This window comes from Pyxidicoccus sp. M15, from assembly GCF_056858435.1.
Genome location: NZ_CM166495.1, coordinates 5,190,807 through 5,208,534, shown reverse-complemented (window position 1 = coordinate 5,208,534; position 17,728 = coordinate 5,190,807). Strand labels below are relative to the sequence as shown.

Genomic DNA, 17,728 nt, shown 5'->3' with positions numbered 1-17,728 from the left:
ACAACGTGTAGGTTGGACGTGGTAGAAGAAGTGCATGCTCCGCCTGCCTCCTGCCCACCGCGTCACCGGTGCCGCCACCCTCCAGGGTGGGTCCGGCCGCCTGGTGCCCGGGGAAGCGGCGTGGGTGGAGCGTGTCCGCGGCCCCGGCGACCCGCCGACCCGCCGCGTCGGCCCCGCGGAGGGGGCCTGAGGGATGCGCAAGATCTTCTGCATGTTCGTGGCCGTGGTCTGGTCGGCGGTCTGCTTCCCCCTGGCCATCCTGGCCATGGTGGTGACGTTGAATCCCGCCAACTCGGTCTGGGTGGCCCGCAGGCTCTGGTCGCCGGTGCTGCTGTGGGCGGGCGGCGCGAAGCTGGAGGTGCTCGGCCAGGAGAACGTGGACCCGAAGCGGCCCACCATCTACGTGGCCAACCACCAGTCCACCATCGACATCCCCGCGCACTTCATGGCGGTGCCGGTGCCCTTCCGCTACGTGGCCAAGAGCCAGCTCAAGTGGGTGCCGTTCATCGGCTGGTACCTGGCGCTCGCCGGCCACGTCTTCGTCAACCGCTCCAACCGCTCCAAGGCCATCGCCTCGCTGGACGCCGCGGCGGCGAAGATTCGCGGCGGGGTGAGCATCTTCCTCTACCCGGAAGGCACCCGCTCCACGGACAACCGCGTCCTCCCCTTCAAGAAGGGCCCCTTCGCCCTCGCCCTGAAGTCCCGCGTCCCCGTCGTCCCCGTCACCATCGAGGGCTCCGGGAAGCTGATGCCCAAGTCCACCTGGAACATCACCCCCGGGCCGGTCCGCGTGAAGATTGGCAAGCCCATCGACACCAACGGCTTCGCGGAGGATGACCGCGAGGGCCTTGCCCGCGCCGTGCGCGAGGTCATCATCGCCGACAGCCTGTCGCTCGGCGGCCTGGGCGGTGACGTGGACGACGCCGTCGCCGCCGCGGGCGTCGAGGGCGTCAGCACCGCGCGAGCGCGCGTCACCTCCTCGACCTGAGATGTCCCCACCGTGAAGACGACCCGTCCGTTCCTGTCGCGCCCCTGGCTCCGCGTCGCCGTGCTCGGCCTGGGGCTGGCCACCGGCTGCACGCACACCGCGGCGTCCACCTCCGGCGGCCGTCCCCTGGACACGCGGGCGAGGGCCCGCGCGTACCTGGAGGAGAACCAGCCGGAGAAGGCGCTCGGGCTCCTGCGGGAGCTGCACCTCCAGGCGCCCGACGACCTGGACGTGGCGCGCTCGCTCACGGAGGCCCAGGTGAAGGCGGGCCACACGGACGCGTGGGTGACCGAGCTCCAGGGGCGCCTCGCCGCCGGCGAGCGCGCGGTGGACCAGTACATGCTGGGCCTCGCCCTCTTCTCGCGGGCCCGGGACGCGGGCGCGCCGGCGGTGGCCGCCTTCGAGCGCGCCATCGCCCTGTCCCCGGACACGGCCGAGTACCACTACCGCCTCGGCCTCGCGCGGCTGGAGTCCGAGCAGTACGCCGCCGCGGTGGAGCCCCTGCGCCGGGCCACCACGCTGGCCCCGGAGCGCGCCGGGTGGCGGCTGCCGCTGGCCAAGGCGCTGCACCGCACGGGTGACGCGGCCGGCGCCGTGGTGGCCCTGGGCGCCGTGGTGCGCGGCAGGCCCTCGCCCGCCGAAGTCACGACGGCGCGGGCGCTGATGGAGCAGATCGCCGACCCCTTCAGCGGCTTCCCCAAGGCGGCCGAGCCGAAGCTGGAGGAGGGCCTGCGCTACCTGAAGGACCTGGACGCGCCCCAGCACGCCATCCTCGCCTTCGAGGAGATTCTGCAGGACTACCCGGACCTGGCCGTGGTGCACGCGCTGCTGGGCCTGGCCTACCAGCGCCTGGACGACGCCGGGCGCGCGGTGGACGAGTTCAAGCAGGCGATTGAGCGCGCCCCCCGCGACGGGAAGAACCAGCTCTACCTGGGCGAGCTCTACCTGGCCCGCCAGCGCCCGGACGCGGCCCGGGAGTCCTTCGAGAAGGCCGTGGCGCTTCACCCGCTGCTGGACGCGGCCTGGTTCCAGCTGGGGGACTTGCACCTGGAGCGGCGGGATTTGAGCGCCGCGCGGGACGCCTTCACCGTGGCCGTGTCCCTCCAGCCGGACGCGGTGCCGCCGCGAGGCAAGCTGGCGCTCGTGTACCAGCTCGAGGGCGACTACGCCTCCGCCGAGCGGGAGCTGCGGCGCGTGGTCGAAAAGGACCCGGAGAACATGGAGTTCAGCCTGCGGCTGGGGCTGCTCTTCACCGAGCAGGCGCTGAAGGCCTCGCGTCCGGAGGCACGGAAGACGGCGGCCGGAGAGGCCGAGCGCTGGCTGAGCAAGGTGCTGGAGACGCAGCCGGAGAACGCCGTGGCCTCCCGGGCGCTTCAACAGCTCAAGGCGCAGTAGCCACCAGCGGGCCCGGCCCTCTACACTCGGTGTCCCGATGAGCGACGTTCGCAAGCCTTCATCCCCTGGCACGCAGCCACCGCGGACGACGTCCAGTCCCGGCACGCAGCCGCGTACGCCGACGAACCCGGGCATGCGGGTCATGACGGCCCAGCGCGCGGCGCCCCTGCAGAAGGAGAAGGTGGAAGGCCCCCTGGGCAAGCGCCTCGCGGGCGAGGCCTCCAACCACCTCCTCAACGGCTTCTCCATCCTCAAGGAGATGCTGGCGGACTTCCGTCAGCAGGACCGCTTCTTCAAGTACAAGGCCTCCATCGTCGTCGGCTGGCTGTTGATGTCGGTGGCCAGCTTCGCCATCGCCTGTCCCGGCAGCGACGTGCAGGCTGGTGACATGGACGCGCGCCTGGTGCTCAGCGACAAGCTGGACCGGCCCTCCCTCACCATCTGGAACGAGAGCGACGAGGCCTGGAAGGACATCGTCGTCACCGTGAACAACCAGTACCAGACGGCGGTGCCGTCCGTGGCGCCGGGCGAGTTCATGACGATTACGCCCAAGCAGCTGATGGGCAGCACCGGCTCCGCGCCCGCGGACCTGCGCTTCCAGACGCTGCAGCTGCGCAGCCGTGATGACAGCGCCGACCTGACGGAGGACCTCCGCCACGAGTGGGAGCGCCTCACCGGCCCGAAGTAGCCCTGGCGCAGGCCCGAAGTCCTGAAACACGAAGGGCGCCCTTCCCGGGTGGGAAGAGCGCCCTCGTGTTGCCCCCGGCCCCTCCTCGCGGAAGGGCACGGGAAGCGTCAGCGACTACTCGGCCTTGGAGCCCTCGGCGGCAGCCTCGCCACCCTCGGTCTCGACGGGAGCGGCCTGCGTCGCGGGCCGGTCCACCAGCTCCAGCAGGGCCATCTCCGCGGCGTCACCGCGGCGGAAGCCGAGCCGGATGAGGCGGGTGTAGCCACCGGGACGGCTGGCGTACCGGTCCTTGTACTCGCTGAAGACCTTCTGCAGCACGTCGCGGTCCTTCACCGTACGGGCCGCGAGACGCACGTTGGACAGACCACCCTTCTTGCCCAGGGTGATGATGCGCTCCGCGATCTTCCGGGCTTCCTTCGCCTTGGGGACCGTGGTGCGGATCGCCTGGTGCTCGAGGAGCGAGGTGACCATGTTGTTGAGCATCGCGAGCCGGTGGCTCGTGGTGCGGTGCAGCTTCCTTTGTCCGACCTTGTGACGCATCGTCGTGCTCCAGGCCCTTCAGGGCCCAACCACTCCGGCCGGATCAGGTACCGGGTGGGAAGGGCGGACCCGGCACGGGGCCCGCCACTGCGGTTCGGAGTCGGAACAAGAAGTCCCGGCTCCCCTCCCCTCGCGCCGCTGACTGCCGTGCCCGGCGGCGCGCGAGGAGGTGCTGCGAGAAGACACTACGCCTTCGGCTGCGCGGGCGCCGGCGCCGTCTTCGGCGGCCAGTTCTCCAGCTTCATGCCCAGCGACAGGCCCATCTCCGCGAGGATCTCCTTGATCTCCTTCAAGGACTTGCGGCCGAAGTTCTTCGTCTTGAGCATCTCGGCCTCGGTGCGCTGCACCAGGTCGCCGATGCTCTTGATGTTCGCCTGCTGCAGGCAGTTGGCCGAGCGAACCGACAGCTCCAGTTCGTCCACCGAGCGGAAGAGGTTCTCGTTGAGCTTGGCCTCTTCCTTCGGCGCCTCGGCGATGACGGGCTCCTCCGTCTCGTCGAAGTTCACGAAGACGGTGAGCTGCTCCTTCATGATCTTCGCCGCGTACGCCACCGCGTCCTGGGGGGACACGGAGCCGTCGGTCCACACCTCGAGCGACAGCTTGTCGAAGTCGGTGACCTGACCGACGCGCGCGTTGGTGACCTGGTAGTTCACCTTGCGGATGGGCGAGAACAGCGAGTCGATGGGGATGGTGCCGATGGGCGCACCCGCCACCTTGTTCACGTTGGCCGGCGTGTAGCCACGGCCGCGGCGGCACGTCAGCTCCATGCGGAGCTTGCCACCCTCGGAGATGGTGCAGATGTGGTGGCCCGGGTTGAGGATCTCCGTGTCCGGGTCGGTGATGATGTCACCGGCCTTGACCTCCTTGGGACCCTCCGCCTCGATGCGCAGCGTCTTCGTCTCGTTCGTGTGCATCCGAAGGAGGACTTCCTTCAGGTTCAGCACGACGTCCGTGACGTCCTCGGCCACCTCGGGAATGGTGGTGAACTCGTGGTCCACGCCCTCGATCTTCACCGAGGTGATGGCCGCGCCCTGCAGGGACGACAGGAGCACCCGCCGCAGCGAGTTGCCCAGCGTCGTGCCGAAGCCACGCTCCAGCGGCTCCGCGACGAACTTCCCGTAGGTGGGCGTCAGGCTGTCCTGGTCCACCTCCATGCGGCGCGGCTTGATGAGGTCACGCCAGTTCTTCGCAACGAACGTATCTGCCATGGTGTACGGCCTCTCGTGTCGTGCGCCACCACCGACTTACCCACCGGGCTGGCGGGAGGATGGGCACGCGGGGACTGCGTTGAAGCACCTGCGATAAAGCACGACGCCCCGGCCTCATGTATCGGCCAGGGCGCCCAGACTGCAACGTCCAGCAGCGGCTTACTTCGAGTAGAGCTCGACGATGAGCTGCTCCTGGATGGGCATGGTCAGGTCCTCGCGGTTCGGCGCGGTCGACACGGTGCCCTTGAACGCCTTCTTGTCCAGGGAGATCCACTGCGGAACGCCACGGCGGTCCACCGTCTCCAGCGCCTCGGAGATGCGGAGCACCTTGCGGCTCTTCTCCACCACCTCCACCGCGCTGCCCGGCTTGACCGAGAAGGACGGGATGTTGACCTTGCGGCCATTCACCTGGAAGTGGCCGTGGCGCACCAGCTGGCGGGCCTCGGCGCGGGTGTCCGCGAAGCCCATGCGGAACACCACGTTGTCCAGGCGGAGCTCCAGCTGCTGCAGGAGGTTCTCACCCGTCTTGCCCTTGGCGGCGGACGCGCGGTGGTAGTAGCCGCGGAACTGGTTCTCCAGCAGGCCGTACATGCGCTTGACCTTCTGCTTCTCGCGCAGCTGCACGCCGTAGCCGGAGAACTTCACGCGGCCCTGGCCGTGCTGGCCGGGGGGATAGGGGCGGCGCTCGATGGCGCACTTGTCCGTGTAGCAACGGTCGCCCTTGAGGTACATCTTGAGGTTTTCGCGCCGGCAGATGCGGCAGGCGCTGGCGGTGTAACGAGCCATTGAGAGGTCCTTGAAGGTGTTCTGGAGCCGCCCCCACGCCGGCAAGGCGAGAAGGCGGCCCGGACGAAGGGTTTAGACGCGGCGGCGCTTGGGCTGACGGCACCCGTTGTGCGGGATGGGCGTCACGTCGCGGATGAGGTTGATCTTCAGGCCGGCGGCGGCCAGCGCGCGCAGCGCCGACTCGCGGCCCGCGCCCGGGCCCTTCACGAACACGGACACGTTCTTCAGGCCGTGCTCCATCGCCTTCGCCGCGGCATCGCCGGCGGCCACCTGGGCGGCGAACGGCGTGGACTTGCGGCTTCCCTTGAAGCCACGCGCCCCGGCCGAGGACCAGGAGATCACGTTCCCGGACACGTCCGTGATCGTGATGATGGTGTTGTTGAACGTGGACTGGATGTGGACCACGCCATTGAGGATGTTCTTCTTGCCCTTGCGCTTGGCCTTCTTCGCGGCAGGGGCCTCGGCACCCTCGGCGCCCGCGGGCGCCGCAGCCGAAGTATTGGTCTCGTCAGCCATGTGCGTTGCTGCTCCTGAAAGGTGATCGACGTGGGCTCCCTGGAGAGCCCACGCGGAGGGTTAGCGAGCCGGAGCGGCCGGCTTGGCCCGGACGATGCCGCGCTTCGGACCCTTGCGGGTACGCGCGTTGGTGTGGGTGCGCTGGCCGCGAACGGGCAGGCCCTTGCGGTGACGGAGACCCCGGTAGCAGCCCAGGTCCATCAGGCGCTTGATGTTCATGGTGACCTCGCGACGCAGGTCACCCTCCACCTTGTAGCTGGCCTCGATGATCTCGCGGATCTTACGGGCCTGCTCCTCGGTGAGGTCCTTGGTCCGGGTGGTGGGATCGATGCCCGCCGCCTCGATGATGTCTTGCGCGGACTTGTTGCCGATCCCGTAGATGTACTGGAGCGAGATCACTGCACGCTTGTTGGGCGGCAGATCGATGCCGGCGATACGAGCCATCTTCGGTATTCCTTCGTGGGTGGAGTTGGTCTGAAGCCAACGGCCGTCTGGCCGTTAGCCCTGGCGCTGCTTGTGACGGGGGTTCGAAGCGCAGATGACACGCACGATACCCTTGCGACGAACGACCTTGCACTTGTCGCAGATCTTCTTGACGGACGCCCGTACCTTCATGGGAGCGAACTTCCTTCCTCAGCTAAAGAAAAGCCCAGCGGGCCGCCCGCCATTCCCGGCGGGCAGGGCCCTTCTACTTCGCCCGGTACGTGATCCGACCGCGCGTCAGGTCGTACGGAGACAGCTCGACCTTCACCTTGTCACCCGGGAGGATGCGGATGAAGTGCATCCTCATCTTGCCCGAAATGTGCGCGAGCACCTTGTGGCCGTTGTCCAGCACCACGCGGAACATCGCGTTCGGGAGGGGCTCCATTACGGTCCCCTCGACTTCGATGGAATCATCCTTCGGCAAGCGTCAGACTCTCTTCCCGGACCACGAACCTCTTGGAAGCGCGGCGGGATAGCACTTTGGTCCGCAAGTGGCAAGCGCCGCGCGCAGCAAAACTCGGATTCCTACCAACCCCCCATAACACCTGGGTATTTCACCCGCAGTCGGAGCGACCTCAACCGCTCCGGGTGAGCACCTCGGGGCCGTGGTCCGTGATGAGGACCGTGTGCTCGAAGTGCGCAGACAGCTTTCCGTCGGCCGTGACGGCCGTCCACTCGTCTTCCAGGATCTCCACCTCGTCGGTGCCCTGGTTGACCATGGGCTCGACCGCCAGGACCATCCCCGCCCGGAGCTTCATGCCCCCACCCGCCTGGCCGTGATTCGGAACCTGCGGGTACTCATGCAGCTTGCGCCCGATTCCGTGCCCCGTGAAGCCCCGCGCCACCGAGTAGCCCCGCGCCTCCACATGACGCTGCACCGCATGGCCGATATCGCCCAGATGGTTGCCCGGCCGCATCGCCTGGATGGCCTTGTGGAGCGACTCCCGGGTGGCGTCCACCAGGGCCCGCGCCTCCGGGCTCACCCTCCCCACGGGCACCGTCCGCGCCGAGTCCCCGAAGAAGCCCCGGTACACCACCCCGAAGTCGAGCTTCATCAAGTCGCCCTCCACCAGCTTCCGCGCCCTGCTGGGGATGCCGTGGACCACCTCCTCGTTGATGGAGGCGCACAGCACACACGGGAAGCCGAGGTACCCCTTGAACGCCGGCCTGGCCCCCTTCCGGGCGGTGAGCTCCGCGGCCAGGGCGTCCAGCTCCCACGTGGTGACGCCGGGCGCCACGGCCTTCTCGAGCGCGTCCAGGACCTCGCACACGATGCGCCCCGCCTGGCGCATGAGGGCAATCTCCTCCGGGCTCTTGATGCCGACCTGGCTCATGCATGTGTCCCGGGCCCGGCGGGGCCTCCTGGGAACGGGTGGGCAGCGAGGAGAAGCGCCGCAAGAGCCCCCTCCCCGCCCGCCCGGCCTCCGCTCAGCCCTTGCCGGCGGCGGCCTTGATTTCCTCGTAGATGCCTTCCGGCGAGCCCACGCCGTCCACGCTCTTGAGGACGCCCTTCTTCGCGTAGAAGGCCTTCAGCGGGGCCGTCTCCGCGTCGTACTTCTGCAGGCGCTTTTCAATCACGTCCGGCATGTCGTCCGGGCGCTGCACGAGGCCCGTATTGCACTTGTCGCAGTAGCCCGCCCGCTTCGGAGGGCTCTGGTAGACGTGGTAGACGCTGCCGTCATTGGGGCACACGCGCCGGCCGGAGCCCCGCTCCACCAGCTTGGCGTGCGGCACCTCGAGCGAGATGACGGCGTCGAGCTGTTTGCCCAGCCGCGCCAGCATCCGGTCCAGCGCCTCCGCCTGCCCCGGCGTGCGCGGAAAGCCATCCAGCACGAAGCCGGTGGCCACGTCCGACTGCTTCAGGCGCTCCTCGACGATGCCGATGACGACGTCATCGGGCACGTACTGCCCCGCGGCCATCAGCGGCCCCGCGACCTTCCCCAGCTCCGTCCCATCCGCCACCGCCTTGCGGAGGATGTCACCGGTGGAGATCTGCGGGATGTGGAAGTCCCCATACAGCTTCTTCGCCTGGGTTCCCTTCCCCGCGTTCGGCGGCCCCAACAGGATCAGGTTCATGTGCTCCTCTCAAGTCCGAAGGAAGGCACGGAAGTCGTCGGCCACAAACCTCCGAGGGCCCCCCGTGTGCACCACCGAATACCCCTGAACGACATTACCCTGGAACGACGAGGCGCCCCTCCCCGCGACGGGGAGAGGCGCCCGGAACGTACGCCCTGAGACTCAGGCCGCCGCGCGCACCCGGCCGCGGATGCGCGGACCGCGGGGACCCGCGAAGCCTTCGTAATTGCGACTGATGAGGTGGCCCTCGATCTGCTGCACCGTGTCCAGCGCCACGCCCACGACGATGAGCAGCGCCGTGCCGCCGAAGGTGAACTGCACCCCCAGCAGGCCGCTGATGACGGACGGAATCACGCAGATGACGGCCAGGTAGATGGCGCCACCGAAGGTGAGCCGGTTGAGCACGCGCTCGATGAACTCCGCCGTCTGACGGCCCGGACGGATGCCGGGGATGTAGCCGCCCTGCTTCTTGATGTTGTCCGCGACGTCATCCGGCCGGAACGTCAGCGCCGTGTAGAAGTACGCGAAGAAGATGACCATGAGGACGAACAGCCCGTTGTAGATCCACGGGTTGCCCTCGATGGCGCGCTGGAAGTCCTGGAGGAACGGGAACCAGGTGCCCAGCGTGGCCGGGAAGGACAGCACCGCGCCGGCGAAGATGGGCGGAATCACGCCGGAGGTGTTCACCTTCATCGGGAAGTACGTGGCCTGGCCCGCGAACATCCGCCGCCCCGCCATCCGTTTGGCGTACTGGATGGGGATGCGCCGCATGCCGCGCTCGACGTAGACCACGATGCCTATGATGAGGAGCATGAAGACCAGCAGCCCCAGCACCTCGGCCACCGCGATGACCTCCTGGCGCGTCAGGTCCAGCAGCGTCTTTCCGCCAGGGACCAGGCCCGCCACGATGCCGGCGAAGATGATGAGCGAGATGCCGTTGCCGATGCCGCGCTCGGTGATGCGCTCACCCAGCCACATGATGAAGGCCGTGCCCGCCGTCAGGCTGATGACCGTCATGAACGTGAACCAGGCGCTGTCGTCCGGGACGACGACCTGGTTGAAGCCGCTCTGCCCGCCGTCGGAACGACCGAGCGACGCCAGCCACCGCGAGATGCCGATGCCCTGGATGACGGACAGGACGATGGTGCCGTAGCGGGTGTACTGATTGATCTTCTGGCGCCCGCCGGCGCCCTCCTTCTGGAGCCGCTCGAGGCTGGGCACCACCACAGCCAGCAGCTGCATGATGATGGAGGCGCTGACGTACGGCATGATGCCCAGACCGAAGATGGACATCTGCTCCAGCGCGCCGCCGGAGAAGAGGTTGAACAGCGACACGAGGCCACCCGACTGCTTCTGGGCCTCCATGAACGCGTTCATCGCTGCACGGTCCACGCCCGGCGTGTTGATGAAGATGCCGATGCGATAGACGGCGAGCAGCACGAGCGTATACGCGAGCCGGCTGCGCAGCTCCGCGATACGGAAGACGTTGGCGAAGGCGTTGAAAGCCACGGGGTAGCCATCCTCTTCGTGAGGGTTCTGCCAGGACGACAAAACGCCCCTGTTCCGCGAGCGGGAAAGGGGCGCAGAAGCCTACACAAGCGAAAAGGCGCGCACCACCGACAAGTGATGCGCGCCGGACACGCTCAGGCCTTGGGCTGCCGGGGCGCCTTGACGCCCTTGCCGGCGTGCGCCTTGGCGGCCGCTTCCGGCTTGTGGGCCATCAGCGGCAGCTCCTCGACGGCGCCGCCCGCCTGCTGGACGGCGGACTTCGCCGCCTCGGAGGCCTTGTGGACCTTGACGGTGACCTTCTTGGTCAGCCCGCCCTGGGCCAGCAGCTTCACGCCGTGGTAGCGGCCCTTGACCAGGCCCGCCTTCTTCAGCGAGGCCTCGTCCACCGTGGCGCCGGCGTCGAAGTGCTGCTCGACGTCCGCCAGGTTCACCACCGCGTAGATGGTGCGGTTGGGCGAGGTGAAGCCGAACTTCGGCAGGCGGCGCTGCAGGGGGCTCTGGCCACCCTCGAAGCCCTCGAACCGCATGTTGCCGGAGCGGGCCTTCTGGCCCTTGCCACCGCGGCCGGCCGTCTTGCCCAGACCGCTACCCTGGCCGCGGCCCACGCGCTTCTTGCGGTGCCACGAGCGCGACGGACGCTTCAGATCGTGCAGAGTGCTCATCGTCTCAATCCTCTCGTGACTCTCAGGCCTTGCCCTGCTTGGCCTGATACGCGCGGGCGCGCTCCTTCAGAGCGACCTTGCGCGGCTTGCGACGCTTGGGGGCCGGGGCCTCACCGGAGACAGTCTCCAGGCTGACCAGGTGCTTCACCTTGAACACCATGCCGCGAACGGACGGGGTGTCCTTCAGGATGCGCTCCTCGCCGAACTTCTTCAGGCCCAGTCCACGGATGGTGTCCAGCATCTCGCCGGACGACCCCGAAAAGCTCTTCACCAGCTTGACCTTGAGCGCCATGTTTAGGTCCTCTGCTCGCCGGCGAGCTTCGTCGCCTCGACGTCCTTGCCACGCAGGCGGGACACCTGCTCCGCGCTGCGCAGCATCTTCAGGCCGGCCACCGTGGCCTTCAGCACGTTGTGCGGGTTCCGCGAGCCCTGGCTCTTGGTCAGGATGTTGCGGATGCCCGCGGCCTCCAGCACCGCGCGAACCGCGCCGCCGGCGATGACGCCCGTACCCTGGCTGGCCGGCTTCAGGAGCACCCAGCCGGCGCCGAAGTGCCCGAGCACCTCGTGCGGGATGGTGTGGCCCATCAGCGGAACCCGGAACAGGTTCTTCTTCGCGTTCTCGCCACCCTTGCGGATGGCCTCGGGGACCTCGTTGGCCTTGCCCAGGCCGACGCCCACGTGTCCGGCGCCGTCCCCCACCACCACGAGGGCGGCGAACGAGAAACGACGGCCGCCCTTCACGACCTTGGCCACGCGGTTGATGTTCACCACGCGGTCGGTGAGGTCCAGATCGTTCGGATTGATCGGAGTTGCCACTTGGGGGATTCCTTTCGAATTCTTAGAACTTCAGCCCGGCCTCGCGCGCGGCGTCGGCCACGGCGGCGATGCGCCCGTGATAGGGGAAGCCGTTGCGGTCGAACACCACCGCCTCGACGTTGGCGGCCTTGCACTTCTGCGCAATCAGGGCGCCGACTCGCTTCGCGTCCGCCTTCTTGTCGCCCTCGTCCTGACCCTTCAGGTCCTTGGACAGCGACGAAGCAAACGCGAGGGTGCGGCCCGTGGTGTCGTCCACCACCTGGGCGTAGATGTGCTTGAGGCTCTTGTAGACGGTGAGCCGCGGCCGCTCTGTCGTGCCCGACAGCTTCTTGCGGATGCGGTTCTTCCTCTTGAGGCGCTGTTCGATCTTCGATGCCATGGCTGCTTCCTTTTCCGTCCGGTGGCGATGCGGCCTTCCGCCGCCGGATGATGCCGCCAGGCCCGGTGGGCCCGGCGGAGTTTGGAACACTCAGGACAGACGGGACGACTAGGTCGTTCCGGTCTTGCCCTCCTTGCGGCGGATGCGCTCCTCGGAGTACTTGATGCCCTTGCCCTTGTAGGGCTCGGGCGGGCGCAGCGAGCGGATGTTCACCGCCGTGGCCCCCAGCACTTCCTTGTCCGCGGAGCGCAGCGTCAGGCCCACGGTGGGGAGGCTGTCCTCGGTGCGCGACGCCTTGTCGACCTCGGCCGTCACGCCCTCTGGCAGGTTGAACACCACCGGGTGCGAGTAGCCCAGCGCGAAGTGGATGGCCTTGCCCTTCACCTCGGCGCGGAAACCGACGCCGCGGATGTCCAGCTTCTTCTCGAAGCCCGTGGACACGCCCTTGGCGGCGTTGGCGAGGATGGTGCGCGTCAGGCCGTGCAGGCTGCGGGCCTCGCGAGAGTCGTCCTCGCGCTGCACCGTCACCTGGCCGTCCTTGACCTCCACCTTGACCCGGGCGGGCAGCTTCACGGACAGCTTGCCCTTGGGGCCCTCGAAGTTCACCTGCTGGCCGGCGACGGTGGCCTTCGTCTTGTCGCCGAGCTTGATTGCCAGTTTTCCAATCCGACTCATGGTTGCCTCGGTCCTGTGTGCCCGGGGGGCGCTCCCTCGCGGGGCGCCACTCCTGGGCTGCTGGCTAGTAGACGGTGCAGAGCAGCTCGCCGCCGACCTTCTGCTTGCGAGCCTCGGTGTCCACCATGATGCCGCGCGAGGTGGAAAGGACGGAGATACCCAGGCCACCCAGCACCTGCGGAATCTCACGCGAATTCACGTAGCGGCGCAGACCCGGCTTGGACACGCGGCGGATGCCGGTGATGGCCGGAGCACGGTCCGGACCGTACTTCATCTGGACGGTGATCTCGTTCTGCGGCTTGAGCTCGTGAACGGTGTACTCACCGATGTAGCCCTCGTCCTTGAGGACCTTGATGATCTCGAGCTTGAGCTTCGAGTGGGGGATGACGACCTTGTCGTGCCGCGCGCGCGAGGCGTTGCGCAGGCGGGTCAGCATGTCGCCGACGGGATCATTGACCGGCATGGAAAACCTTCCGAGGCGGTGCCATTCAGGACACCGCGTTCGCAACCGCCGCGCCTGCCGGGCCCATCCCGGGGGTTCGCGACGACTGCCACTTCCTACAGCGGAGCTACGAGGGCGCGCTCCTTCCGGAGCACGTCCAGGGCGCCTATCAAGCCCTCACGGGCCCGCCAGGCGCCCTGCCCTTCCGGCTACCAGGACGACTTGGTGACGCCGGTGATTTCACCGCGCAGCGCGCGGTTGCGCAGGCAGATACGGCACATCTTGAACTTGCGCAGGAACGCACGGGGCCGGCCGCACAGCGGGCAGCGGTTGTACTGGCGCACGGCGAACTTCGGCTTGCGCTTTGCCTGGGCAATCTTGGAGAGCTTGGCCATGTGTCTTCGGGTCCTTGGCTCGAGGGCTACTGACGGAACGGCATGCCGAAGTGACGCATCAGCGCCAGCCCCTGCTCGTCGTTCGCGGCCGTGGTGACGAAGCTGATGTTGAGCCCCTTCACCTTCTCGATCTGGTCGTAGTTGATTTCGGGGAAGATGATCTGCTCGCGGACACCGAGCGTGTAGTTGCCATTCCCGTCGAAAGCCTTGGGGGACACGCCCTTGAAGTCACGCACGCGCGGCAGCGCCACGGTGATGAGGCGGTCCATGAACTCGTACATCCGCTCGCCACGCAGCGTCACGGCGGCACCAATGGCCTGGCCCTGACGCAGCTTGAAGTTCGCGATGGACTTGCGGGCGCGCGTGACGATCGGCTTCTGGCCGGTGATCGCCGCGAGCTGGTCCACCGCCGACTCCAGGATCTTGTTGTTGGCGAGCGCCTCGCCCAGACCCATGTTGACGACGATCTTCTCGAGGCGGGGAACCTGCATCGGGTTCTTGAGGTTCAGCTCCTTCATCAGGGCGGGCACGCCCTCCTTGAAGAAGCGGACCTTCATGCGGGCCGGCTTGGACTCGAGGCCTTCCTCGATGTTCGCCGCGAAGCCAACCTTCTTGGCTTCTTCCTTCTTGCCCCGCTTCGCCTTCTTTTCCTTCTGCTCGGGCTTCTTCTCGTCAGCCATCGTCCTGTCCTCTGCTTCGGAGCGCCGTCGTGGACCCAGCGCGTCCGATCAGTCCTTCGTATGGAACCTGGAAACACCGCGAGGGCCCCTGATGCTCCACGGGCCCTCCATGCCTGCACGCCCACCGTCCCTCCCACCCGGGAGGGCGAAGGGCGCGCATACATGCACCAACGCGGCTACCTAGTCAATCAGGGCGTCGCAGTTCTTGCAGAACCGCTTCTTCTTCCCGTCCTCACCCTCGGTGCGGAAGCCGACTCGCGTCGGCTTGTCGCACTTGGCGCACACCACCTGGACGTTCGCCAGGGCGATGGTGCCGGGCTTCTCGACGATGCCGCCCTCGGGGCTCTGCGGCGTCTTCTTCATGTGCCGCTTCACCAGGCGCAGGCCCTCGACCGTGACGCGCTCGGCGTCGCGATCGATCTTCAGGACCTTGCCGCGCTTGGTCGCCGGGGTCTTCTCGGAGGCCTCGGCCCCGGCCATGACCTGGACCGTGTCTCCCACCTTGAGCTTCTGCATGGCTTCCTCTCTCTGGCTGCTCGCCGTCCGGCCTGCTGTCCTTAGAGGACTTCGGGCGCCAGCGAGATGATCTTCATGAACTTGCGGGCGCGGAGCTCACGGGCCACCGGCCCGAAGATGCGCGTACCAATGGGCTCCATGTCCTTGTTGATGAGGACGGCGGAGTTGCCATCGAACTTGATGTAGCTGCCGTCGGCCCGACCCACCTCGCGCTTGGTGCGAACGATGACGGCCTTGGCCACGTCACCCTTCTTCACCTTCGAGTTGGGCAGCGCCTCGCGGATGGACACGACGATGACATCGCCGATGGACGCGTACTTGCGCTTCGAGCCGCCGAGCACCTTGATGCAAAACACCTTCTTCGCGCCCGAGTTGTCGGCAACGTCGAGCACGCTGGTCATCTGAATCATCTGGAAGTCTCCTTGTCGCCGGGTGCGTGCTAGACGTTCTTGCTCTTCTCCAGCACCTCGACCACGCGCCAGCGCTTGTCCTTCGACGCGGGCTTGGTCTCGGCGATCCGGACCCGATCACCCTCGTTGATGGTGATCTTCTTGGGGTAGTCGTGGTCCTCCACGTGCGCCTTGTACTTCTCGCGCAGGCTCATGATCTTCCCGTACTTCGGGTGGGGAGCCCGACGCTGGACGGTGACGACCACCGTCTTCTGCATCTTGTTGGAGGTGACGATACCCACGCGCGTCTTGGGACGGCCGCGGGAGGAGGTCTCGGGAGCGGGCGTCTCGGTCGCTTCAGCCATCTTCGGTCTCACTGTCTCTCATGCACCCGGGCCTTCAGGGCCCGGATGGCCGCGCGCGCTCCTACCACACGAGCGCGCTTGGAGGTTTGACTTCTCAGCCCTGCTTGGCCGCCTTGACCTTCTGGGTCATGACGGTCAGCACGCGGGCCAGGTCGCGGCGGTGCTGGGTGCGCTCGGACGGGCTGTCCAGCGAGCCCGTGCGCCGCTTCAGCTGGTCCTGGAACAGCGTCTCGCGCAACTCGGTCGCGCGCCGCTGCAGGTCCTCCGCGGACAGTTCCTTCAGTTCCTTTGCAGTCGCCATTGCAGTCTCCACATGCGAGCGGGAGCCGACCGGAAGGCCGACCCCCGCCGCTGTATGCCTAGAGGCTCAGGTCCGCACGGGTCACGATCTTCGTGAGCACCGGCAGCTTGGCCTGCGCCAGCTTCAGCGCCCCGGTGGCCACCTCGCGCGTCATACCCTCCATCTCGTAGAGGATACGGCCGGGCTTCACCACCGCGACGTAGTACTCCACGCCACCCTTGCCGGTACCCATACGGGTCTCAGCGGGCTTCTTGGTGATGGGCTTGTCCGGGAAGATACGGATCCAGATCTTGCCGCCGCGCTTCACGTGGCGGGTCATCGCGATACGGGCCGCCTCGATCTGCCGGGAGGTGATCCACCCCGGCTGGAGGCTCACGAGGCCGTACTCACCGTAGGTCATGTCGCTACCACGGTGCGCAGCGCCCGGGGTGCGGCCCTTGTGCATCTTGCGGTACTTGGTACGAGCAGGCTGAAGCATCGTCGCTGTCCTTGGCCGCCCTGTTCCGGACGGCCCTCACGGGCACGTCCGGCGCGGGTGGGCTGATTACCGGTTGGAGGGCATGGGGGCCTGGCCACCCTTGCCGGGGAGGACCTCGCCCTTGCAGACCCAGACCTTGCAGCCGATCTTGCCGTAGGTCGTCTTGGCCTCGGCGAAGCCGTAGTCGATGTCCGCACGCAGGGTGTGCAGGGGCACGCGGCCCTCGCGGTACCACTCGTAGCGCGCCATCTCCGCGCCACCGAGGCGGCCCGAGCAGGCCACGCGGATGCCCTTGGCGCCGAACTTCATCGCCGTCTGCAGGGCCTTCTTCATGGCGCGGCGGAACGCGATGCGGCGCTCGAGCTGCGTGGCGATGTTCTCCGCCACGAGCTGGGCGTCGGTCTCCGCCTTGCGGACCTCGACGATGTTGAGGAAGACCTCGTTCTTCGTGAACTGCTGGAGGTCCTTCTTCACCGTCTCGATGCCCGCGCCGCGCTTGCCGATGACGATGCCCGGGCGCGCGGTGTGGACGTTGACCTTCACCTTGTTGGCGGCGCGCTCGATCTCCACCTTGGACACGCCCGCGTGGTTCAGCGACTTCTTCACGAACTCGCGGATGCGGATGTCCTCATGGAGCCACTGAGCGTAGTTCTTGTGCTCGAACCACTTGGAGTCCCAGGTCTTGATGACGCCGAGCCGGAACCCGATCGGATGAACTTTCTGTCCCAACGTGAATCTCCTTGAACGTTCCGGGCGGGGCCCGACGGGTCCTACTTCTTCTTCGCCTCGGCCAGCACCACGTGAACGTGGGCCGTCTTCTTCTTGATCGGGGTGGCCCGGCCCATGGCGCGCGGCATGAACCGGCGCTGGGTGGGACCCTGGTCCACGGAGATGGTCTTCACGTAGAGCGTATCCACGTCGACCTGCCCCTTGGACTTGTCCGTCGCGTTGGCCACGGCGCTCTTGATGAGCGTCTCCACCGGCTTGGCCGCAGCGCGCTTGGTGAACTTCAGGATGTTGAGGGCCGCCTCGACAGGCTTGCCCCGGACGAGCGCCGCAACGGTGGAAATCTTGCGGGGGCTCATGCGCAGGAAACGCAGATGTGCAGTCGACTCCATGGTCTTCTCCTCAGGCTCTCAGGCAATGCGCCAGGCTACTTGCCCGGGGCCTTGGCGACCTTCTTCTCCGCCGAGTGACCGCCGAACGTACGCGTCGGGGCGAACTCGCCGAGCTTGTGGCCCACCATGTTCTCCGTGACGAACACCGGGATGAACTTCTTCCCGTTGTGCACCGCGAAGGTGTGGCCGACGAACTCCGGCAGAATCGTGGAGCGGCGCGACCACGTCTTTACGACGGTCTTCTTGTTCGTCTTGATCATGTCCTCGATCTTCTTCACGAGGAAATCGTCGACGAACGGACCCTTCTTGATCGAACGAGCCAT

General features: G+C 67.3%; 29 protein-coding genes. 3 read left to right on the top strand and 26 right to left on the bottom strand.

The window, feature by feature from the left end:
- Positions 1-193 precede the first annotated feature (193 nt).
- From ACX9TP_RS19900 to ACX9TP_RS19890, 3 genes are all read left to right on the top strand, one after another.
- Positions 194-988 (top strand): lysophospholipid acyltransferase family protein, encoded by a 795-nt coding sequence (locus ACX9TP_RS19900; protein ID WP_482981292.1) that lies wholly within the window; start codon positions 194-196, stop codon positions 986-988.
- Positions 989-1,000: 12 nt separating this feature from the next.
- Positions 1,001-2,383, top strand: coding sequence for a tetratricopeptide repeat protein (locus tag ACX9TP_RS19895; protein ID WP_482981291.1), 1,383 nt, complete (start codon positions 1,001-1,003; stop codon positions 2,381-2,383).
- 133 nt (positions 2,384-2,516) lie between these two features.
- A complete protein-coding gene (locus tag ACX9TP_RS19890; RefSeq protein ID WP_482981290.1) occupies positions 2,517-3,071 on the top strand; it encodes a hypothetical protein in 555 nt (184 codons plus the stop codon).
- 114 nt (positions 3,072-3,185) lie between these two features.
- Here ACX9TP_RS19890 and rplQ read toward each other — a convergent pair whose 3' ends face one another.
- The 26 genes from rplQ to rpsS form a co-directional block, all read right to left on the bottom strand.
- Positions 3,186-3,611: a 50S ribosomal protein L17 gene (gene rplQ, locus ACX9TP_RS19885; protein ID WP_482981289.1), complete on the bottom strand. Its 426-nt coding sequence runs from the start codon at positions 3,609-3,611 to the stop codon at positions 3,186-3,188.
- Positions 3,612-3,796: 185 nt separating this feature from the next.
- Positions 3,797-4,819, bottom strand: coding sequence for a DNA-directed RNA polymerase subunit alpha (locus ACX9TP_RS19880; RefSeq protein WP_482981288.1), 1,023 nt, complete (start codon positions 4,817-4,819; stop codon positions 3,797-3,799).
- Between the two features lie 159 nt (positions 4,820-4,978).
- Complete coding sequence (gene rpsD / locus ACX9TP_RS19875) at positions 4,979-5,605, bottom strand: 30S ribosomal protein S4 (protein ID WP_163989288.1); 627 nt, start codon at positions 5,603-5,605, stop codon at positions 4,979-4,981.
- A 72-nt stretch (positions 5,606-5,677) separates the two neighbouring features.
- On the bottom strand, positions 5,678-6,121 hold the full coding sequence (gene rpsK, locus ACX9TP_RS19870) for a 30S ribosomal protein S11 (protein WP_267854196.1): 444 nt from the start codon (positions 6,119-6,121) through the stop codon (positions 5,678-5,680).
- A gap of 60 nt (positions 6,122-6,181) precedes the next feature.
- Positions 6,182-6,565: a 30S ribosomal protein S13 gene (rpsM, locus tag ACX9TP_RS19865; RefSeq protein ID WP_163989292.1), complete on the bottom strand. Its 384-nt coding sequence runs from the start codon at positions 6,563-6,565 to the stop codon at positions 6,182-6,184.
- Positions 6,566-6,619: 54 nt separating this feature from the next.
- The gene (gene rpmJ, locus ACX9TP_RS19860; RefSeq protein WP_002633586.1) at positions 6,620-6,736 is read right to left on the bottom strand and encodes a 50S ribosomal protein L36; all 117 of its coding nucleotides are present in this window, start codon (positions 6,734-6,736) and stop codon (positions 6,620-6,622) included.
- Between the two features lie 73 nt (positions 6,737-6,809).
- Positions 6,810-6,989, bottom strand: a complete 180-nt coding sequence (gene infA / locus ACX9TP_RS19855; protein ID WP_013375891.1) for a translation initiation factor IF-1 — start codon at positions 6,987-6,989, stop codon at positions 6,810-6,812.
- A 190-nt stretch (positions 6,990-7,179) separates the two neighbouring features.
- Positions 7,180-7,938, bottom strand: a complete 759-nt coding sequence (map, locus tag ACX9TP_RS19850; RefSeq protein ID WP_482981287.1) for a type I methionyl aminopeptidase — start codon at positions 7,936-7,938, stop codon at positions 7,180-7,182.
- Positions 7,939-8,032: 94 nt separating this feature from the next.
- Positions 8,033-8,680 (bottom strand): adenylate kinase, encoded by a 648-nt coding sequence (locus ACX9TP_RS19845; protein WP_482981286.1) that lies wholly within the window; start codon positions 8,678-8,680, stop codon positions 8,033-8,035.
- Between the two features lie 162 nt (positions 8,681-8,842).
- Positions 8,843-10,189, bottom strand: coding sequence for a preprotein translocase subunit SecY (gene secY / locus ACX9TP_RS19840; RefSeq protein ID WP_482981285.1), 1,347 nt, complete (start codon positions 10,187-10,189; stop codon positions 8,843-8,845).
- A gap of 134 nt (positions 10,190-10,323) precedes the next feature.
- Positions 10,324-10,851: a 50S ribosomal protein L15 gene (gene rplO / locus ACX9TP_RS19835; protein WP_482981284.1), complete on the bottom strand. Its 528-nt coding sequence runs from the start codon at positions 10,849-10,851 to the stop codon at positions 10,324-10,326.
- A gap of 22 nt (positions 10,852-10,873) precedes the next feature.
- A complete protein-coding gene (gene rpmD / locus ACX9TP_RS19830; protein ID WP_482981283.1) occupies positions 10,874-11,143 on the bottom strand; it encodes a 50S ribosomal protein L30 in 270 nt (89 codons plus the stop codon).
- Positions 11,144-11,145: 2 nt separating this feature from the next.
- A complete protein-coding gene (gene rpsE / locus ACX9TP_RS19825) occupies positions 11,146-11,667 on the bottom strand; it encodes a 30S ribosomal protein S5 (protein ID WP_163989304.1) in 522 nt (173 codons plus the stop codon).
- Between the two features lie 22 nt (positions 11,668-11,689).
- Positions 11,690-12,046, bottom strand: a complete 357-nt coding sequence (rplR, locus tag ACX9TP_RS19820; RefSeq protein WP_482981282.1) for a 50S ribosomal protein L18 — start codon at positions 12,044-12,046, stop codon at positions 11,690-11,692.
- Between the two features lie 108 nt (positions 12,047-12,154).
- Positions 12,155-12,721, bottom strand: a complete 567-nt coding sequence (rplF, locus tag ACX9TP_RS19815; protein ID WP_267854202.1) for a 50S ribosomal protein L6 — start codon at positions 12,719-12,721, stop codon at positions 12,155-12,157.
- Positions 12,722-12,785: 64 nt separating this feature from the next.
- On the bottom strand, positions 12,786-13,184 hold the full coding sequence (rpsH, locus tag ACX9TP_RS19810; protein WP_482981281.1) for a 30S ribosomal protein S8: 399 nt from the start codon (positions 13,182-13,184) through the stop codon (positions 12,786-12,788).
- Positions 13,185-13,372: 188 nt separating this feature from the next.
- Positions 13,373-13,558, bottom strand: coding sequence for a type Z 30S ribosomal protein S14 (locus ACX9TP_RS19805; protein WP_015350175.1), 186 nt, complete (start codon positions 13,556-13,558; stop codon positions 13,373-13,375).
- 26 nt (positions 13,559-13,584) lie between these two features.
- Positions 13,585-14,115, bottom strand: coding sequence for a 50S ribosomal protein L5 (gene rplE / locus ACX9TP_RS19800; protein WP_482982199.1), 531 nt, complete (start codon positions 14,113-14,115; stop codon positions 13,585-13,587).
- 303 nt (positions 14,116-14,418) lie between these two features.
- Positions 14,419-14,754 (bottom strand): 50S ribosomal protein L24, encoded by a 336-nt coding sequence (gene rplX / locus ACX9TP_RS19795; protein WP_482981280.1) that lies wholly within the window; start codon positions 14,752-14,754, stop codon positions 14,419-14,421.
- A 41-nt stretch (positions 14,755-14,795) separates the two neighbouring features.
- Positions 14,796-15,164 carry a 50S ribosomal protein L14 gene (gene rplN / locus ACX9TP_RS19790; RefSeq protein WP_120210006.1) on the bottom strand — a complete coding sequence of 123 codons (369 nt, stop codon included), beginning with the start codon at positions 15,162-15,164 and terminating at the stop codon, positions 14,796-14,798.
- A gap of 29 nt (positions 15,165-15,193) precedes the next feature.
- On the bottom strand, positions 15,194-15,520 hold the full coding sequence (gene rpsQ / locus ACX9TP_RS19785) for a 30S ribosomal protein S17 (RefSeq protein ID WP_482981279.1): 327 nt from the start codon (positions 15,518-15,520) through the stop codon (positions 15,194-15,196).
- An 82-nt stretch (positions 15,521-15,602) separates the two neighbouring features.
- On the bottom strand, positions 15,603-15,821 hold the full coding sequence (gene rpmC, locus ACX9TP_RS19780; protein WP_482981278.1) for a 50S ribosomal protein L29: 219 nt from the start codon (positions 15,819-15,821) through the stop codon (positions 15,603-15,605).
- A 46-nt stretch (positions 15,822-15,867) separates the two neighbouring features.
- On the bottom strand, positions 15,868-16,287 hold the full coding sequence (gene rplP / locus ACX9TP_RS19775) for a 50S ribosomal protein L16 (protein WP_163989320.1): 420 nt from the start codon (positions 16,285-16,287) through the stop codon (positions 15,868-15,870).
- Between the two features lie 66 nt (positions 16,288-16,353).
- Positions 16,354-17,016 carry a 30S ribosomal protein S3 gene (gene rpsC, locus ACX9TP_RS19770; protein ID WP_002633602.1) on the bottom strand — a complete coding sequence of 221 codons (663 nt, stop codon included), beginning with the start codon at positions 17,014-17,016 and terminating at the stop codon, positions 16,354-16,356.
- 41 nt (positions 17,017-17,057) lie between these two features.
- Positions 17,058-17,405, bottom strand: a complete 348-nt coding sequence (gene rplV, locus ACX9TP_RS19765; protein WP_465838989.1) for a 50S ribosomal protein L22 — start codon at positions 17,403-17,405, stop codon at positions 17,058-17,060.
- Positions 17,406-17,440: 35 nt separating this feature from the next.
- Positions 17,441-17,728 (bottom strand): 30S ribosomal protein S19, encoded by a 288-nt coding sequence (rpsS, locus tag ACX9TP_RS19760; RefSeq protein WP_046714300.1) that lies wholly within the window; start codon positions 17,726-17,728, stop codon positions 17,441-17,443.